The sequence below is a fragment of the Thaumasiovibrio clandestinus genome, from assembly GCF_047250365.1.
GTDB lineage: Bacteria > Pseudomonadota > Gammaproteobacteria > Enterobacterales > Vibrionaceae > Thaumasiovibrio.
Genome location: NZ_JBLBVL010000004.1, coordinates 235,012 through 251,946, shown reverse-complemented (window position 1 = coordinate 251,946; position 16,935 = coordinate 235,012). Strand labels below are relative to the sequence as shown.

19 protein-coding genes and 1 riboswitch are annotated in these 16,935 nt (G+C 43.1%); of the genes, 10 read left to right on the top strand and 9 right to left on the bottom strand.

What is annotated here, in order from left to right:
• Complete coding sequence (gene imuA, locus ACKLNH_RS08750) at positions 1-690, bottom strand: translesion DNA synthesis-associated protein ImuA (RefSeq protein ID WP_413111881.1); 690 nt, start codon at positions 688-690, stop codon at positions 1-3.
• Between the two features lie 328 nt (positions 691-1,018).
• On the opposite strand from imuA, the gene ACKLNH_RS08745 reads away from it, so the two are divergent.
• Both ACKLNH_RS08745 and ACKLNH_RS08740 read left to right on the top strand, forming a co-directional pair.
• The gene (locus ACKLNH_RS08745) at positions 1,019-1,744 is read left to right on the top strand and encodes a winged helix-turn-helix domain-containing protein (RefSeq protein WP_413111880.1); all 726 of its coding nucleotides are present in this window, start codon (positions 1,019-1,021) and stop codon (positions 1,742-1,744) included.
• Complete coding sequence (locus ACKLNH_RS08740; RefSeq protein ID WP_413111879.1) at positions 1,729-2,181, top strand: hypothetical protein; 453 nt, start codon at positions 1,729-1,731, stop codon at positions 2,179-2,181. Before ACKLNH_RS08745 ends, ACKLNH_RS08740 begins: the two co-directional genes overlap by 16 nt.
• A 54-nt stretch (positions 2,182-2,235) precedes the next feature.
• Here ACKLNH_RS08740 and ACKLNH_RS08735 read toward each other — a convergent pair whose 3' ends face one another.
• Positions 2,236-2,937, bottom strand: a complete 702-nt coding sequence (locus tag ACKLNH_RS08735) for a hypothetical protein (RefSeq protein WP_413111878.1) — start codon at positions 2,935-2,937, stop codon at positions 2,236-2,238.
• A gap of 288 nt (positions 2,938-3,225) precedes the next feature.
• Positions 3,226-3,330, top strand: a riboswitch (TPP riboswitch).
• A gap of 49 nt (positions 3,331-3,379) precedes the next feature.
• Between ACKLNH_RS08735 and thiD the strand changes: the two genes are divergently transcribed.
• The 7 genes from thiD (at position 3,380) to ACKLNH_RS08700 (ending at position 9,286) form a co-directional block, all read left to right on the top strand.
• The gene (gene thiD, locus ACKLNH_RS08730) at positions 3,380-4,186 is read left to right on the top strand and encodes a bifunctional hydroxymethylpyrimidine kinase/phosphomethylpyrimidine kinase (RefSeq protein WP_413111877.1); all 807 of its coding nucleotides are present in this window, start codon (positions 3,380-3,382) and stop codon (positions 4,184-4,186) included.
• Positions 4,183-4,932, top strand: a complete 750-nt coding sequence (locus ACKLNH_RS08725; protein WP_413111876.1) for an ABC transporter ATP-binding protein — start codon at positions 4,183-4,185, stop codon at positions 4,930-4,932. Before thiD ends, ACKLNH_RS08725 begins: the two co-directional genes overlap by 4 nt.
• Positions 4,929-5,684 carry an ABC transporter permease gene (locus ACKLNH_RS08720; protein WP_413111875.1) on the top strand — a complete coding sequence of 252 codons (756 nt, stop codon included), beginning with the start codon at positions 4,929-4,931 and terminating at the stop codon, positions 5,682-5,684. Before ACKLNH_RS08725 ends, ACKLNH_RS08720 begins: the two co-directional genes overlap by 4 nt.
• A gap of 11 nt (positions 5,685-5,695) precedes the next feature.
• Entirely contained in the window at positions 5,696-6,634 is a 939-nt protein-coding gene (locus ACKLNH_RS08715; protein WP_413111874.1) for an ABC transporter substrate-binding protein, read from the top strand.
• 10 nt (positions 6,635-6,644) lie between these two features.
• Entirely contained in the window at positions 6,645-7,319 is a 675-nt protein-coding gene (tenA, locus tag ACKLNH_RS08710) for a thiaminase II (protein ID WP_413111873.1), read from the top strand.
• Between the two features lie 308 nt (positions 7,320-7,627).
• The gene (locus tag ACKLNH_RS08705; protein ID WP_413111872.1) at positions 7,628-8,518 is read left to right on the top strand and encodes a hypothetical protein; all 891 of its coding nucleotides are present in this window, start codon (positions 7,628-7,630) and stop codon (positions 8,516-8,518) included.
• A 381-nt stretch (positions 8,519-8,899) separates the two neighbouring features.
• Entirely contained in the window at positions 8,900-9,286 is a 387-nt protein-coding gene (locus tag ACKLNH_RS08700; RefSeq protein ID WP_413111871.1) for a hypothetical protein, read from the top strand.
• Positions 9,287-9,438: 152 nt separating this feature from the next.
• Here the strand turns inward: ACKLNH_RS08700 and ACKLNH_RS08695 are convergent, their stop codons facing one another.
• The 4 genes from ACKLNH_RS08695 to ACKLNH_RS08680 form a co-directional block, all read right to left on the bottom strand.
• The gene (locus tag ACKLNH_RS08695; protein WP_413111870.1) at positions 9,439-9,975 is read right to left on the bottom strand and encodes a YaeQ family protein; all 537 of its coding nucleotides are present in this window, start codon (positions 9,973-9,975) and stop codon (positions 9,439-9,441) included.
• A 16-nt stretch (positions 9,976-9,991) separates the two neighbouring features.
• Positions 9,992-10,315, bottom strand: a complete 324-nt coding sequence (locus ACKLNH_RS08690) for a GIY-YIG nuclease family protein (RefSeq protein ID WP_413111869.1) — start codon at positions 10,313-10,315, stop codon at positions 9,992-9,994.
• On the bottom strand, positions 10,312-10,959 hold the full coding sequence (locus ACKLNH_RS08685) for a YceH family protein (RefSeq protein ID WP_413111868.1): 648 nt from the start codon (positions 10,957-10,959) through the stop codon (positions 10,312-10,314). Before ACKLNH_RS08685 ends, ACKLNH_RS08690 begins: the two co-directional genes overlap by 4 nt.
• Before the next feature lie 157 nt (positions 10,960-11,116).
• Positions 11,117-12,061: a GGDEF domain-containing response regulator gene (locus tag ACKLNH_RS08680; protein ID WP_413111867.1), complete on the bottom strand. Its 945-nt coding sequence runs from the start codon at positions 12,059-12,061 to the stop codon at positions 11,117-11,119.
• A gap of 170 nt (positions 12,062-12,231) precedes the next feature.
• On the opposite strand from ACKLNH_RS08680, the gene ACKLNH_RS08675 reads away from it, so the two are divergent.
• Complete coding sequence (locus ACKLNH_RS08675; protein WP_413111866.1) at positions 12,232-12,672, top strand: DUF3069 domain-containing protein; 441 nt, start codon at positions 12,232-12,234, stop codon at positions 12,670-12,672.
• Between the two features lie 66 nt (positions 12,673-12,738).
• Here the strand turns inward: ACKLNH_RS08675 and glgA are convergent, their stop codons facing one another.
• The 3 genes from glgA to aroG form a co-directional block, all read right to left on the bottom strand.
• On the bottom strand, positions 12,739-14,241 hold the full coding sequence (gene glgA, locus ACKLNH_RS08670) for a glycogen synthase GlgA (RefSeq protein ID WP_413111865.1): 1,503 nt from the start codon (positions 14,239-14,241) through the stop codon (positions 12,739-12,741).
• A complete protein-coding gene (gene glgC / locus ACKLNH_RS08665; RefSeq protein ID WP_413111864.1) occupies positions 14,231-15,454 on the bottom strand; it encodes a glucose-1-phosphate adenylyltransferase in 1,224 nt (407 codons plus the stop codon). The genes glgA and glgC overlap by 11 nt, the downstream gene beginning before the upstream one ends.
• A 260-nt stretch (positions 15,455-15,714) precedes the next feature.
• Positions 15,715-16,770 carry a 3-deoxy-7-phosphoheptulonate synthase AroG gene (aroG, locus tag ACKLNH_RS08660; RefSeq protein ID WP_413111863.1) on the bottom strand — a complete coding sequence of 352 codons (1,056 nt, stop codon included), beginning with the start codon at positions 16,768-16,770 and terminating at the stop codon, positions 15,715-15,717.
• Positions 16,771-16,935: the final 165 nt, after the last annotated feature.

Genomic DNA, 16,935 nt, shown 5'->3' with positions numbered 1-16,935 from the left:
CTATTGCCCTCCAAACACAGTGTGTTGCAAAGGAAATGGAATGACTCTCGTTTCACTCTCAGGCAAGGTTAAACTCGGCCACCTTCCTGTCATATCAACAAGTAAACTCTTATTTATCCATCCGCCTTTTCGTTTTAAAACGTCTATATTCAGCCCGCGAGGATGCGCAGACACATTTAGACTGAGACTAACGGGTAAAGAAGCGAGATGTTGCTGACTATCACGCAATAAAAATTGGAGGCACCCCCCTATTTCACTCGCCATGTGAAATCGTCTCACTTGGTGTACTTCTATCTCTTGATGCCAAAGCAAAACCGCACCGCAAGCGCCACTTTTAAGGCACTGCTCTGCGGCCCATAAAGCATCCTGCTTTGAAAGGGGGGAAAGCAACAATATCTGGTTGAGGTCAAATCCACTGTGGCGTAAAGATGCTGCATTAATTTGATAAGGAGCACCAATGAAAGCGACTAAGCGCTGCTTCCCACACGCTGATAAGTAAGGGAACAATAGACGTAGTTCGCCCACCCCAGTGGTCGAGCGAACATCAATAACACCATGCCGAGGGAAACCACCAGCAAGGCAACTATCTAACGAAGAAAACCCTGTACTATGGGTAGTTGGGGTTGGAAGAACGTTACCTCCCCTCCAAATCAGATTTTTACGTTGTAATAGCTCAATAACTTCATGCATAACAATATACCTGTTTATTTATACAGTATATATCATCTTCTCTCTGTCGCAAACACTTTGTGCTGACGCAGTAACACCCTATTAACCTTTTAATTTATATAAAACATGACCATTATTTTTGTTTTTTTACAGCAAAAAATAACAGGCCTACTTCTTGTTTAAATCTAGAGATTTTCCGTATTTTTCTGCGACGGATGTAACAGTAACGCCACGTGTGTTACATGATTTTCTAGCATGAAGTGAAGTGTGCTGGAGCTTCATTTCACCGTTATTTCGTAAGGGATTTTAAATGGTATAAATATTTGAACAGTAAAAAATGGTAGCAACTATGACAACACAAGCCGTTGATGAAACGACAAGTAGGGAAGCAACGAAAGTCGATGCTCTTGTCTACAAAATAGGCGATATCACTTGCGATTTTTCAAATAATTATCTCGATGATGGTGAACAAACGCATTGGTTAATGCTGAAAGAAGCGCAAACCCTGTTAACCTTGGTAAGGGCATACCCTAACCCTGTTAAACCTATTGAGTTACATCAGGACATCTGGCAGGCAGGCCCATTAAATGAGTCGTTAATTGACCGGGTTATCGTTAACCTACGTGAAAAGCTCAATGATCTTGAAGCAGAAGTCATCAGGAAGGTGCCTGATTTTGGCTATGTGCTTACTGTCACACCTAGAGCTGTCATCCACACCTCTGCCACTAAAGATAAAGATTTTGATACGCAGTACAGCTATCAAGAAATATACAAACAACCACGAAGAACCGCAGATATTGGCATTCTAAAGCAAGCGGCGATTTATTGTGTTGTTCCTATTTTTATGGCGGTGGCGTTTCAACTTGGCGTTTTGACACACGATAAATTCACTGGCTATAAAGAAACCGCTCAATGGATTACATTATCAAAAGATGTCAAAACGTATGAAATTGATGCGTTAAAGAATGAATACAGTGGTAGTGATAGTTTATATATTGATAAGACAAAAGACGGCAAACTCATCGTTTGTAGCTTACAATCCGGTCATAAGGGGCTAGCATGCAATACAAAATAATGTCTGGAGCCTTACTCTTCATACTTAGTTTTGGTGCTGGTATTGGCTATACCCAATACCAAGAGTACCAAAGAGGTAATTTTAAGTTTGATGGACACTGGATAGCAACGTCCAGTTTTACCCATTTACCTGAGCCATTAAGTATTACATCTCAAGCCTATATCAGTGATGGTACTGCACTATTTCATGACTATTACAATACGCTATGGATGACAGAAAAATACTTTACATCATCAGAGAAAACACTATTCCAGATATCAAAGTATCGTTTAGCTATGCGTTTAGAGATGCAACAAGCTTCTCAAGATGATGTTCCGATGCCAAGGCACAAGTTAAATATATCTACATTTTATCCCATAAATAATGACCAGTTCTTCATCAAGTACGAAACAGAATATGGTGAAGATGTGTACTTCCTTTACGGAAGGAAAGCATAAAACAATAAAAAACGCATCATTCGATGCGTTTTCTTTTTTGGTCTATTTTTAAGACTATGGCGTCAACACGATAACAGGCTTTTCAAAGTCGATTTCAACGACCTGGCTAATAGGTTTACTGTTAAGTGTCGGTACTTGATCTTCTGCTTTAACCGCTTCATTTGAATATGATGCCGCGATCTCTTCCAATATTGCTGGTGTCGCCGTTTCATATTCAGTTTCGCCCGCAAGCGCTGACACCAACTCACTGTCTAGTAAGGCCTTTAGTTGTAGTTCTTCATCTTCCACCGTAACACGGCTTACAACAGATTTTGCCTCTTCGGTCGACAGTTCATCATCTAAAGCAATAATCTCTGCGACTTTCTTAGGCTGTTGGGTTAATTCGCTTTGAGCATGACGTTCAAACCAACTTACTGGCATAATCCAAGGATGAGAATCTCGCCACTCCGGCACTAATTCAGATTTTAGAGATTTCACTACCGAATAACCAGAATAAGGCCCAGCAACCAACAAGTCATGCACAATACCAGATTGTGATTTGGAACATACTTTCAATTCGGTATATAGACCAGCTGGCAATCGTGTTAATTTATCAGCCGCAGGAAAGCGTCCTTCCCCACTGACAGAGTACAGCTGAATTAAATAGCCAGCTTCATATTCAGAGAAAAGAGCGTCGCAAGGTTCAACATGCTCAGGATAAGCAAATTTATATGTAGCATCTGTTTCCGCGCTATAAACTTCTATCGAAGTCAACATAGCTGCAACCAATGGTATCAATGAGAACATCTTCATACTTGTTGTTTATCATCATTGTTGTAGTAGTGGACAAAATCATTGTGCCTTTCTCTCTATATAGAAAGGACGACGCAAGTGCCTAACTATATCATATTTTCTATTTTATCAATGCCATATTCCATTACACAAATGCCAAAATCGGCATTAATGTCTCATCACCGTAATGAGACAACAAATACAAAATGACCAAAAATAGCGATTTACTCTAGACAGGGTTTAATAACTCTGTGTAGTATGACCAACGAATAAGAAAGTTAGTCGGGGAGCCAAAGGCTGAGACTGTGAGGTGTAATCACAGGACCCGTAGAACCTGATACAGTTAACACTGGCGTAGGGAACTAACAGGATGTTCTCCCCATTCCTCCTGTCAGCCTCTATGCCCTATATTGAAGTAGGGAAACATATGTCTACACCAATCACATTAACCATCGCAGGCTCTGACAGTGGTGGTGGAGCTGGCATCCAAGCAGACATTAAAGCCATATCAGCAACTGGCGGCTATGCATGCTCGGCAATTACCGCTCTAACGGCACAAAATACGCAAGGCGTTCAAGGCATCCTGCCTATCGATATCGCTTTTGTCGCACAACAGATCGATGCCATTTTCACCGATCTTGATGTTAAAGCGGTAAAAATTGGTATGCTTGCTGATAGTGACATCATTCGAACTGTTGCAGAAAAACTAAAACAATATCAACCCGCGCATATTGTGTTAGATCCCGTCATGGTCGCCACCAGCGGTGATTTATTATTACAACAAGATGCGATTGCCTGTTTGAAAGAACACCTTCTTCCACTGGCTACCGTAATTACCCCCAACCTTCCAGAAGCTGCGGCACTAACAGGCACAACAATGCCGAGTACCCCTGGCGATATGGATAACTTGGTCAATGCACTAAAAGCCCTCGATACACGTGCAGTATTGCTAAAGGGCGGTCATAGCCATGATGACCAAAAGGCGACCGATTTACTGATTGAAGCGAACAACATCACCACATTCAGTGTCGAGCGTCACCCCACCAATAATACTCACGGAACCGGTTGTACACTGTCAGCCGCCATTGCCAGCTACCTAGCACAACAAAATGCTTTACCCCAGGCTGTAAAACTGGCCAAAAACTACATCAGTGATGCGATCAAGCATGCTGATGAACTGCGCATAGGTAAAGGCCACGGCCCTGTTAACCACTTTTACATGTTAAACCGATGACAATACATTTGGATAATATCAGCCTCACCTTTCAAGGTGAGGCTACCCCACTGTTTGAGAATTTTAACCTCTCATTATCTGGGTGGACCTGCCTACTTGGGCAAAGTGGCTGTGGTAAAACGACGTTGTTGCGGCATATTGCCGGACTTACCGACCCACAACACCATACAACAGGACGTGTTGATTATCAGTCGCGTGACACGACGACGCCACTAGGCAATGAGCACATTGCCTATATGGGGCAGCAAGATTTGCTTTTCCCTTGGTTAAGCGTTCTGGATAACATTTGCCTACAATCGGTGATTACCGGTAAAAAGCCAAACAAAGCACAACGCGATCAAGCCCACCAGCTACTGATTGCGACAGGGCTAGATCAGCACGACACATTACGTCCCGACCAGTTATCAGGAGGCTTACGTCAACGCGTTGCTTTAGCAAGAACCTTAATGCTCGACAAACCGATCGTTTTAATGGACGAACCATTTTCGGCGTTAGATGCAGTGACACGGTATAAGTTGCAAGACTTAAGTGCCAAGCTACTAAAAGATAAGATTGTTGTCCTAATTACACATGACCCACAAGAGGCACTGCGTTTAGGAGAGCATATCTACGTCATGCAGAATAAACCTGCCCAGCTCAAGGAACTATCGACCCCCGTATCGCCAATTCCACGCAAACTCAGCGCTGAGTTTGCCGCACATCAGCAAGCCATTATTGATATGTTGGCAAATGAGGTTCCAGTATGACGCTCACTCAGCACCCTTTGTCGCGTGCGCTTATCAGTGTCAGTATCATACTGACACTGTGGCAAATGCTTATTGTCTTTTTCGAGTTACCACCGTTTATTTTGCCTAGTCCAATGGCAGTATTCGATGCGCTTATTCAACGCTACGACGTCCTGCTTCGCCACACTCAAGTGACGGCGATTGAAATTGCATTAGGCTTATTACTCGGCCTAAGTATGGGACTCATCTTTGCATTACAAATGCTAATGTTTGAGCCTTTACGCCGATGGCTACTCCCTATTCTTATTGCCAGCCAAGCCATTCCTGTATTTGCCATCGCACCTATCCTTATGCTTTGGCTCGGTTACGGCATCGCATCTAAAGTTGTAATGGCAGCCATTATCATCTTTTTCCCTGTAACGACATGCTGTTATGACGGACTGCGTCAAACGCCACGAGGTTACCTCGATCTTGCCCAAACCATGAACCTCACTACGTGGCAGAAACTACGTTATGTTCGATTACCAGCAGCCCTACCCACTATTGCATCTGGCATTCGCGTCGCTGTGGTTGTTGCGCCTATTGGCGCAGTGGTGGGTGAATGGGTCGGTTCAAGTGAAGGACTGGGTTACTTAATGCTCCACGCCAATGCAAGAATGATGATTGCAGACATGTTTGCAGCGCTCTTTATGCTCGCATGTATGTCCATTTCACTCTACTTCGCAACTGACTATATCCTCAAAAAAGCCATTCCTTGGAATGGTAAACAATAAAGAGATAAACAATGAAGAAACACAACCTATTACTAATGGCGCTAAGCCTTTCATTTACATCTTTAACCTTACAAGCAAAAGAGCTTAGCTTAATGCTAGACTGGTTTGTAAACCCAAACCACGGCCCTATTATCATTGCTCAGCAAAACGGTTTGTTTGAAGATCAAGGTATTAAAGTTAATATTCAAGAGCCAGCAGACCCAAGTGTTCCAGCTAAAATGGTCGCTGCTGGGCGTGTCGACCTTGCGGTCTCTTATCAAACTAGCCTGACTATCGATGTCGCCGCAGAGCTACCCTTGATTCGCTCAGCGACACTGATTGCCACACCACTAAATAGCTTGATGGTATTAAAAGACAGCGGAATTAAAAGCATCGCTGACCTAAAAGGCAAAAAAATCGGCATCGCAATTCCAGGCCACGAACGCGCTACAGTCGGCACCATGTTAGAAACCAATGGGCTAGAAATGAGCGATGTTAGCCTTATCAATGTGGGCTGGGCACTCTCTTCTTCCCTTGCATCTGGTAACGTCGATGCTATCTGGGGGGGATTACGTAACTTTGAAACCAACCAACTTGCCCTAGAAGGGTACGAAGCCACCGTCTTTTACCCTGAAGAGCACGGTGTACCAGCCTATGATGAACTGGTGTTTGTTGCTAACCGTCACAAGCATGATGCAGCGTTATTGAAAAAATTTAATCATGCCCTAGAGCTAGCCACCCAGTACATCATCAATAACCCAGATAAAGCTTGGCAAGAGTTTGTTGCCTATTCACCAGACACGCTCGATAACGAGCTAAATAGACGTGCATGGCGCGACACTTTACCTCGCTTTGCATTACGCCCATCGGCTGTCGACATCCAGCGTTATGATATTTATGCTGATTTCCTTACTGAAAAAGGCATCGTAGAAAACGTGCCAGAAACGACACTGTATCTGCCAACGCTATAAGGATAAGAGAATGAACTACTTAGATTTAATCACTGCCTGTGAAAAAGAGTGGCAAGCTTATACGCAGCACGACTTTGTTAAGCAATTAGCCCTAGGTACATTGCCACAGTCACAATATCTGCACTATTTACAACAAGACTTTCTCTTTCTAAAACACTACGCACGTGCCTATGCATTAGCTATGTTTAAGGCTGACAGTTTAGATGAAATGCGGGCGTCATTACCTTCAGTCCGTGCACTGCTTGAGACAGAAATTGCCCACCATGTGAATTACTGTTCCCAGTGGGGACTCACAGAATCTGACATGGAAGCGCTAGAAGAAGATTTTGGTACGGTTGCTTATACCCGCTATGTGCTCGACTGTGGGATGCAAGGCGATTTGCTCGACCTTTTAGTTGCACTCGCTCCTTGTTCACTTGGCTATGCGCATATCGGTGCCCAATTAACCAAAGAGGAGGCTTTAGCGCAAGGGACAACGGCGCTCGACAATAACCCTTATCATCAATGGATTGAAATGTATGCTCATGACGACTTCCAGCAAGGGTCGGCAGAAACTGCAGCTCGACTAAGTAGATTACTAGAAAATATTGACCGCCACTCTGAGCAGGGAAAGCGACTCATTAAAATTTTCCGCACAGCGACACGAATGGAAATAGCATTCTGGCAACAAGCTCTCGATCAGTAACCTTCTGATTAACGCGGGTAAACACCTTGCCCGCGTTTGCTTCTGTCTTCAAACCAAAGTTGCATCCACTCCTTCAGCGTAACCGCTGCACCACCTCTTTCATGTTGTCGACAATTTCTATGCCTCTTTGATTAACAAAAAAATAAGAATTATCAACTTGTGACACGCCTTCTATGTATTGCATTCAGTACAGGTAAATATGTTTTTTTAGACTAGATTAATTCCGAACATAGGCAAAACGCCGCGACTGATTGCTGGTTTGTGCAGGGCTGAATCAGCACAGGTTTATTCAATATAGGAAAAACATCATGACAGCTAATCAACAAACTCCTTTAGCGCTTTTTGATTATTGGCTAGACGATCATAAACAACTAACGCTTAGTGCTGCACAGCTTACCACACACAGCCTATTTCTTGCCGCCGATGAAGGCGATAGTAATGTATCAGGGCAAAACTCCATTGGAGCCGGACCGAATGCTGCCGCTGAGGCGCAACAAGGTAAGCAAATGGATCAAGCAATCGCCGCTGGTAATTTAGATGAAGCGATTCGTATACTCACTGCATCAACAGGTAATGCGGTATCAAGCATTTTAGGACTGGCGCAAAGTCGTACAGGATGGAACCCTCTCGATCCAGATAACGCCCAAAATGCTGCCGGGTTTGAGAACTTTGTCGGCTCACTATTAAAAGTCCCCTACTTTAACGTCACTCAGTCAGAAAGAACCACCGTTCACTACGAAGAATCAAATTACAATTCTCTTATTGATAAAGTGGTTAGTCTTTACGACGGCGTGATGGCGAGTGATGTTGGCGCCATTAAGAAAAGTATTGTTGATCTAGCGCAAGCGTGTACAAGCCGGGTAAATACCCAAAACACCAAAACACTCTTTGTACAAAACACCATTAATGCTGCAGGGCAAAATATTGTGGTTGGTATCCAGCAGACATTTATGATGATGGAGCGCAGCCATAGCTCAGGGAAAGGCGCCCCTAAAGATCAGTACAAAACAGAAATTACGGTCAACACCATGGAACTCACTTTCCAAGGTAACCTATGGAATGCCTCTGCGGCTGAGAAACTAGCAAATAAATTTGTTAAGAGCTGGGATGACTGGTTAGATGGCAGCACCACACCTCCTGCGAAAGGACAGGAAAACGTAGTATTTTGTTTTGGGGACAAAACAAAACAGCCCGCCTAGTTATAAGAACTTTCATCTATAAAGGTTAACGTTTAATCATCTAACCAATGACCATCAAGTACAATGTGTTCATCGGTTCACAACGCTCAGTAGGATAAACTAAAACGAAGCTCTGGCTTATGTCGCCAGAGCTTTTCGTTATATCAATCATCTGATTAACGTGAATTTTTGAAGCCTAACCAAAAATATAGCTATACAAGAAACCAGCTCCGATAGCTATGCTAAGAATGACCGCTTCTGCACGAATAAGCGTCTTGAAGAATGATACTAGGTATTTAGACACTCTCGGCAATTTCATCTATACAATGGCAAAAAAGCTTGGTTTAAAATCAATCTTCCCTTATGTTTCATTCCTAATGATAATTTTAATTTTAGATATCAATGCATACACAAAAACAAACTGCCCTAAATTATTTAGACGAACTAAATTACAGTGTCGTATCTCAATCTGATAACACCTATGAACTAAAGCAGAATCGCACAGGGCTTGAAGTGGAACTGGATTTCTCAGTGTTGGGCAAAGGCATTTTGCCTTCTGATATCACGCCAAAGAAAGACAAAAAATTGGTGTTCTTTGATATTAGTGATATCGATAGTATTGGCATCGACGCACTAGAAGTTCATGCGAGCCAGTACGGTGAACACTGTTCACTGGTGGTCATTGAAGATGCGTTTTTTGAGCAGACAATGAAAGAGATTTGGATGTTCTTAGCCAATGACCCAAGAGAGCGTGATGTCTTCAATGACAGTCGCTTTTACAAGCCTTAAAAACAATCTCTTCTGCAGTGCTTATCATTACATTCCAATACGCTTGCAGCCAATAAGAAATACCCAGCTAGGGTGATAATAACTAAAAAACAAGGTGATGTGCTCACCTTGCTTTTCTGTAAACGATGTTAACTTACTCTAGCTAAGTCTACTTACTGCATTTTCTCTGGGGTAATATCTACGCTTAACTCACCCGCATTTAACCAGATTTGTCCATCTTGAATTAAAAATTGCAGGTTCATGGTGCGCTCACAACATTGTTCTAATACCGCCATAATGGCATCAGAAACATGGTAAATAGCTAGGTTTTCAAACGAATACAATTTAGGCTGTTGTGATTTCCACCACGGACCGAATGAATCATCACCATAAGCAAATAATACCGCTTGTTGTGAACGTTGCGATGCACGCTTCAAGCGTTTTTCATCGGGTAAGCCTAGCTCAATCCAAACCTCTATTTCATCGGCATAGCTCTTTTGCCACAAGGCAGGTTCACTCTCATCACACAAGCCCTTACTAAAATGAAGCCGCTCATTGGCATACATTACCCATGCCAATACGCGCAACATCATACGCTGTTGTGTTTCTGATGGATGCTGGGCCAAGGTTAATGTCTGGTCCAAGTAAATATGCTCATCCATGTTTGCCAAGTTTATGGCGGCTTTGTAAATAGTGGCTTTTAGTGCCATGTTATTTCTCTTTATACTAATTTGTGATCCAGTCAGGAAAAGTCTGTATTAGCTGCTCATATGACCCGATGGTCGCTATGATCTGACATTTGGTTTTACGATTAAGGCGTTTTAACCGATACTCGACTCTTCCTGCAATTTGCTTATTTGGCACTTCAAGGGTCCACTTTAAACTGAGCGGTTGCTTTCCTCTTAGATACTTCGCCCCCTTCCCCTGCTGGTGCTGATGAAAGCGACGACTCACATCATTGGTGATCCCGCAATAAAGTGTATTTGTGTTTGTCGCAATAAAATAAACCCACCATGTTGGTGGGCTTTCTTTGATGACGACCTCGGTCATATCAAACTGTCTAACTTATCTTCGAGTGCTTTAATGCGCTGGCGCAATTCCGCCACCTCTGACTCAAGCTCTGCCACACGGTTATTACTTGTCTGGCTTGTCGATGGTTCAACCGCCACCGCACTGACGTCTACGTCACCACAAAATTGATGCATATAGCGGGATTCACGCTTACCAGCTTCACGTGGCAATTTCACCACCAAGGTGCCCGTTTCATGGGCTGAAAGGGTATCAAGCACCTTCTCGACCTGCTTAACGTCTTCAAACGTACACAGACGGTTTGTTCGTGTCCGCAGTTCTCCTGGAGTTTGTGCGCCACGCAACAATAACGCACAAACAATACCGAACTGCTGCTCAGTCAATTTCAAAGAGCCAAATTCTGTATTACAAAAACGGTGCTTATATTTTATCGAACGACCACCAAAGGCTTCATCGTCACTAATAAGACGCTTAGCTTTTAAGGCTTGCAAGCTATCCATCACTTCAGCATCGGACAGCTGCATCACTGGCTCTCGATTACTCTTCTGGTTGCATGCATTGGTTAATGCATTTAACGTTAAGGGGTATAGATCAGGGGTAGTTACTTCTTTTTCTAACAAGCAACCAATGACTCTAGCTTCTACCGGGGTCAGCGCAATATCCATAATACACTCATCTTTTGACGTAATAACAGCAGAGTATCAACTACCTCTTCAGCCGACAATAGCTTGATGTACTGATCGTTGCTTTAATATCCCAACCCAGTCTATTTTTCACATTCCAACCAACGCTGCGATAGCGTATTTATACCAAACAAGCTATCTAAAAATCTGCAGCAACGAATTGATCTCGCCCTTGTGCTTTCGCTTTATAAAGGTATTTATCAACCAAGCCGTAAATGTTATCTAATGTTTCTAACCCTGTTGGGATCCATGACAACATGCCTTGACTCACGGTAATAATCTCTGCAGTAGAGGAAAAGTGATGAGGTATGCCTAATTCGGTAATCGTTTCTTTTAGTCTCTGGCAGTGATCTAACGCCATACTACGATCGCAATTGCTCAACACAACAACAAACTCTTCTCCACCGTAACGACCTACCACTTCCCCACCACGAGAAAACTGTGCCTGGAGGGCGTGGGCGATGTTTTTTAAACACTTATCTCCCTCGAGATGACCATAATTATCGTTATAAGCCTTAAAGTGGTCGACATCCACCATCAGCACTGTCAATGGATTACCGCTACGACCATGCAAAGCAATCGCCTCTTGCAAGCGACTATCTAAATAGCGCCGATTCGCCACCCCCGTCAGGCCATCTTCTGTCGCCTGCTTCGATAGGCGTAAATTTGCCCGTTCCAACTTCTCGGTTGTTTCGGCTAAGGCATGACGCATATTGGCAATGCGTTGCATCGCTTTCAGCTTCGCTTGTAAAACGATACGATTCACAGGTTTGACTAAATAATCATCGCCACCCATATCAATCGCTTTAGAGATCATTTCTGGTTCGTCATGCCCACTTAAAAAAATAATAGGCACCCACTCCGCGTACATCTGCCGCAACTTTGCCGCTACTTCAGTGCCACTCATGTCTGGCATGCTTACATCCAAAAGCACCAGATCAGGACTAAATTTTCTATATTTTTCAATCGCCTCCTCGCCACAAGATGCCATATCTACAAGATGCCCTAAGCGCTCCAAGCGCATAGACAACTGCATGCGTTCAATATGAACATCATCAACTAACAGAATCCTCATTGCTATCATGCCACGCCCTTATGAAACCGCTCCCCTATAAAAGTTATAGCACAACTATAGCCGACCACTATAAATTTATTTAAAAAACACACCCTTAACATAATGCTATTGCACTAACTGTTGACTTTTTATAACGAAAAACTAGGATTGTCAGAAATACCTCTATTTAGGAACGTCACATGTCTGAACAAATGCCAGCGGCAGAAATGCAAACAATTACTCTAGAAGAAGCATCTCCGGAGCTTCGACAAGTAATTAAGTTTGAAAGTGTGCCAGAAGAAATGTTACCGATGGTTCTTGGCGTTTATCAAGCATCTGAAGAAGCAGTGTATGAAGCTTGGAATAGCATGCCTGCTAGCGCTCAAAATGTATTAGATAACTTCGAACAATTTCATGCGCTTGTAGCGGTCAGCCAAAGCTACTCTGGTCTCGATTTCATGGAGCAAGTTCGCAATATGGAAATGCCAGATACCATGACAGGCGAAGAGCAAGAGCAATATAAAGCACAACTACTAGACAACGTCTTACATACAGCCATTAAAGATCTGATTAAACAGATCAAAAAAGCACGTTTAAAACCAAATATGAAGCGCGAAATTAGAACCATTTTTGAATCTTAATCGCGAGCATAGATAAGAAAGGAGGCTTGATTGCCTCCTTTTTTATGCTTGAAGAGTAAAGAGATACTACAAACAAACGTCCGTTTGGTGTGTCTTCACACAAAAGCCAAGTGCATCGCTATACATATCAATGTATTCAATGGCACTCTCTTGCCATTCAAAACGTTTTGCCATGGCGTTTTGCTGCACACGAGTAAATTCAGCAGGTGCCTGCAAGTATACAATCAAACTACGCTGTAATATGCATAACAAATCGAGAGCCTTCGGCTCTGTAAATACAAAGCCAGTCGCTTTTTGCGGATCACTGTCATAGTCAACCACAGTATCAACCAAACCACCTACCGCCCTTACGATAGGTAGCGTACCGTAAGCTAGGCTATAAATCTGATTTAATCCGCATGGCTCAAACTCTGAGGGCATCAGGAAGAAATCGGAACCCGCTTCTACCTTATGTGCAAGCGTATTGTCATACGCCTCAACAAAACGCATTTTATCCGAGTGGCGTTGGGCAATCTCTCGCAACTCTGCAGCCAAAACAGGATCTCCGGTACCAACCAGCACAACTTGAACGTTATTCACCAAAAAACGTTCTAAGATTGGTATCAGATATTGTATTCCTTTCTGGTTAGTCAGACGGCAGACCATTCCATATAAAGCCACGTCTTTTTCGGGTAAGTCAACGGTTCGCTGTAAGTCTGCTTTGCATTGCAATTTACCCTGCGCCAACTCCCTCTCACTGCGACCATAATTCGCCGCGATTAGAGTATCAGATTCTGGGTTCCAACTGCCATAGTCGCAACCGTTCAAAATGCCGTACAAATCATGTTGGCGCCGCAGGAAATCTTCATGTAACCCATGCGCACCTAATGGCGTTAATAGCTCCTTCGCGTAGTTGGGGCTGACTGCATTTACCTTATCTGCAAATGCAATACCCGCTCGCAACATACTGATAGAGTGACACCCTGACTCGATTTGTGGGTAATGGCACTGCGTTAACTCTGGCAGCAAACTGAACTGCGAATAGTCAAATTCACCACGAAAAATCGCGTTATGGATGGTAATAACCGATTTGGTTTTCGCGTAAAAATCACTATGCGAATAACGCGTTTTCAATAAAAAAGGCACTAAGCCCGCTTGCCAATCATTGCAGTGAATCAAGTCTGGCTGAAAACCAATCTCTGGTAGACAGTCAAGTACCGCAGCATCAAAAAACGCAAATCGCTCTCCGTTATCAGGGTATGCCTGATTATTCACTGCATAAGGCGCTTCACGATCAAAGTAGTGCGGTGCATCAATGGCATACACTGACAAATGTCCCACCTGAATATGGTAAACCTTATACTCAACCGAGTAAGCTTGATCCTTTACACTCAGTACCTTAGAGCAAACTAAGGTTTTTTCTCTCTCCTTCAGTTGTCTATAAAAGGGCATAATCACCTTTACATTATACCCAAGCTTAAGAAGCGATTCAGGAAGCGACTTGGCCACATCTGCCAAGCCACCTGTTTTTAATAACCCTTCAACTTCTGATGAAACAAATAATAGTCTCAATGAAGATTTACTCGTCATAACCTACCTTGGCATTTTTACTAATAACTACGATGCCATCATCAGAAACATGAAAACGACGGCGATCTGCTTCAATGTCTTCACCAATCACTGTACCAGCCGCTATCTCAACATCTTTGTCAATGATTGCACGACGGATCGAGCAGTTCTCTCCAATCTTCGTATCTCCCAATAGCACACACTCACTTAAATATGAACCATGGGCGATATTGGAGCGAAAGCCAAGCACACTCTTGTGGATTTTGGCTCCGCGGATAAAGCTCCCTGCCGAAACGAGGCTATTGACCACTGAAACTTTATCGTTATTTGCGTCTACAAATGTAGCAGGCGGTAACGCTGGATAGTGGGTGTGCAATGGCCAGTTACGATTATACAAGCTAAATGGTGGGTTTTCGGCTAATAAATCCATATGTGCTTGCCAGTAAGCATCAATGGTTCCTACATCTCGCCAATAAACCTCACCCGGCTCACCAGCAATGGTGTTTTGACTATAGTCATACACATAAACAAGGCCTTGGGGGTACATATAAGGAATAATATCTTTACCAAAATCGTGGCTAGAGTTTTCGTCTTCCGCATCACGCTCTAGTTCACGGTAAAGCGCTTCCGCTTCAAAGATATAATTACCCATTGATACCAAAGCAAAGTCTGGCTCGCCTGGAATGCACTTAGGATTGTCTGGTTTTTCTTCAAAACCAATCATTTTTCCTGTCGCATCAACTTCAATTACCCCGAATGCACTCGCTTCATGAAGTGGCATACGGATGGCGGATACCGTCAGTTCTGCTTTCATGGCTTTATGATAATTAATCATCTGACCTACATCCATCTTATAGATATGGTCACTACCAAAGATTGCCACTTGATCAGGATTTGATAACTCGATGAAACGCAAGTTCTGATGAATAGCATCTGCCGTTCCATCATACCAGCGCTTCCCTTTTCTCATCTGTGCTGGAATAGGGTCAATAAACCGATCTGTGATACCCGATAAATTCCAACCCTTTTTCATATGTAAATATAATGACTGTGATTTAAACTGTGTTAATACATAAATTCGCATTAAGTCAGCATTTACAAAGTTGTTGAGTGCAAAATCAATCAGCCTATAGCTTCCGCCAAATGGTACGGCAGGTTTACTGCGCGACTCTGTTAAAGGACGTAAACGGGAACCTTCCCCACCAGCAAGTATCATCCCTAGGACACCAGACATACCTAACCTTCTCCTTGAATTAATGATTATTCTTTATATGCAGCCAGTATGCGTTTTCTAATCAATACTATGCAACCATGCTCACCACCATTGAAGATAACATTCCCGGAGGGAAATTCAACACAATTATTAACATTGGCGTAACTGACATATAGCATAATTCATTCTCACTGCATGCCATAAACAGTTATCAACTCTCAGATCAAAAACGCCCTGCTATATATAGCAAGGCGCTTTTGTATTAACTTAATAAACAGCCGTTATTTGTTATTTCGACGCTTTTCAACAGCCGTTGATAATTGACGTAAGACTAACGCTGTATCGTCCCAGCCAATGCATGCATCAGTAATGCTCTGTCCGTAAGTAGCGACGTTACCATCAACAATATCTTGGCGGCCTTCTACCAGATGGCTTTCAATCATTACACCGAAAATAGCGTGGTTACCCTCAGCCACCTGTTCGCAAACGTCTTCACAAACAGCAAGCTGACGCTGATATTGTTTCTCACTATTGGCATGACTAAAATCGATCATCACTTTATTTCTTAGGCCTGCTGCTACCAACTGTTCAGAGATGGCATTAACATGCACCGCCGAGTAGTTGGGTTCTTTGCCGCCACGCAAGATAAGATGACAGTCTTCATTTCCAGACGTAGAGACAATCGCTGAGTGGCCATACTTTGTAACTGACAAGAAGTGGTGTGGCGCACTGGCTGACCCAATCGCATCCGTGGCAATTTTGATGTTTCCATCGGTACCGTTTTTGAAGCCCACCGGACAAGATAGGCCCGAAGCCAGCTCACGGTGAACCTGAGATTCTGTTGTACGAGCACCAATCGCACCCCAACTAATTAAGTCTCCCGTATATTGTGGCGAGATCATATCAAGAAACTCTGTCGCCGTGGGTAAGCCCATATCGGTTAACTCTGAAAGTAACTTGCGCCCAAGTCTAAGGCCATCATTCAACTGAAAACTATTATCCATATACGGGTCATTAATCAACCCTTTCCAGCCAACGGTCGTACGGGGTTTTTCGAAATAAACCCGCATAACAATTTCTAGGTTGCCTGAAAGCTCATCACGCAGTGCTTTTAACTTGTTTCCATACTCAATAGCCGCAACTGGATCATGAATAGAGCAAGGACCGATAACGACAAGCAATCGATCATCTTCATCATTTAAAATGTTGTGAATTGACTTACGTGATTGATACACCGTCTCTACCGCATTTTCCGACGCTGGAAAACGTTCAATAATTGCGACTGGAGGAAGAAGTTGTTTTATCTCTTTAATGCGTACGTCATCTGTCTGATGCATTGTATGTTCCTGTATTACATCCTGTATTTCGAGCTATCGTGCTCAAGTTGTGTCAGACAACATTATCGTTATTAACCGCAGAGTGCAACGGTAAATTGACAGTTATCAAAAAACTTTATTACATCAGTGTATTGCCATCGACCTTGATTCATGATAGTTGGCAAC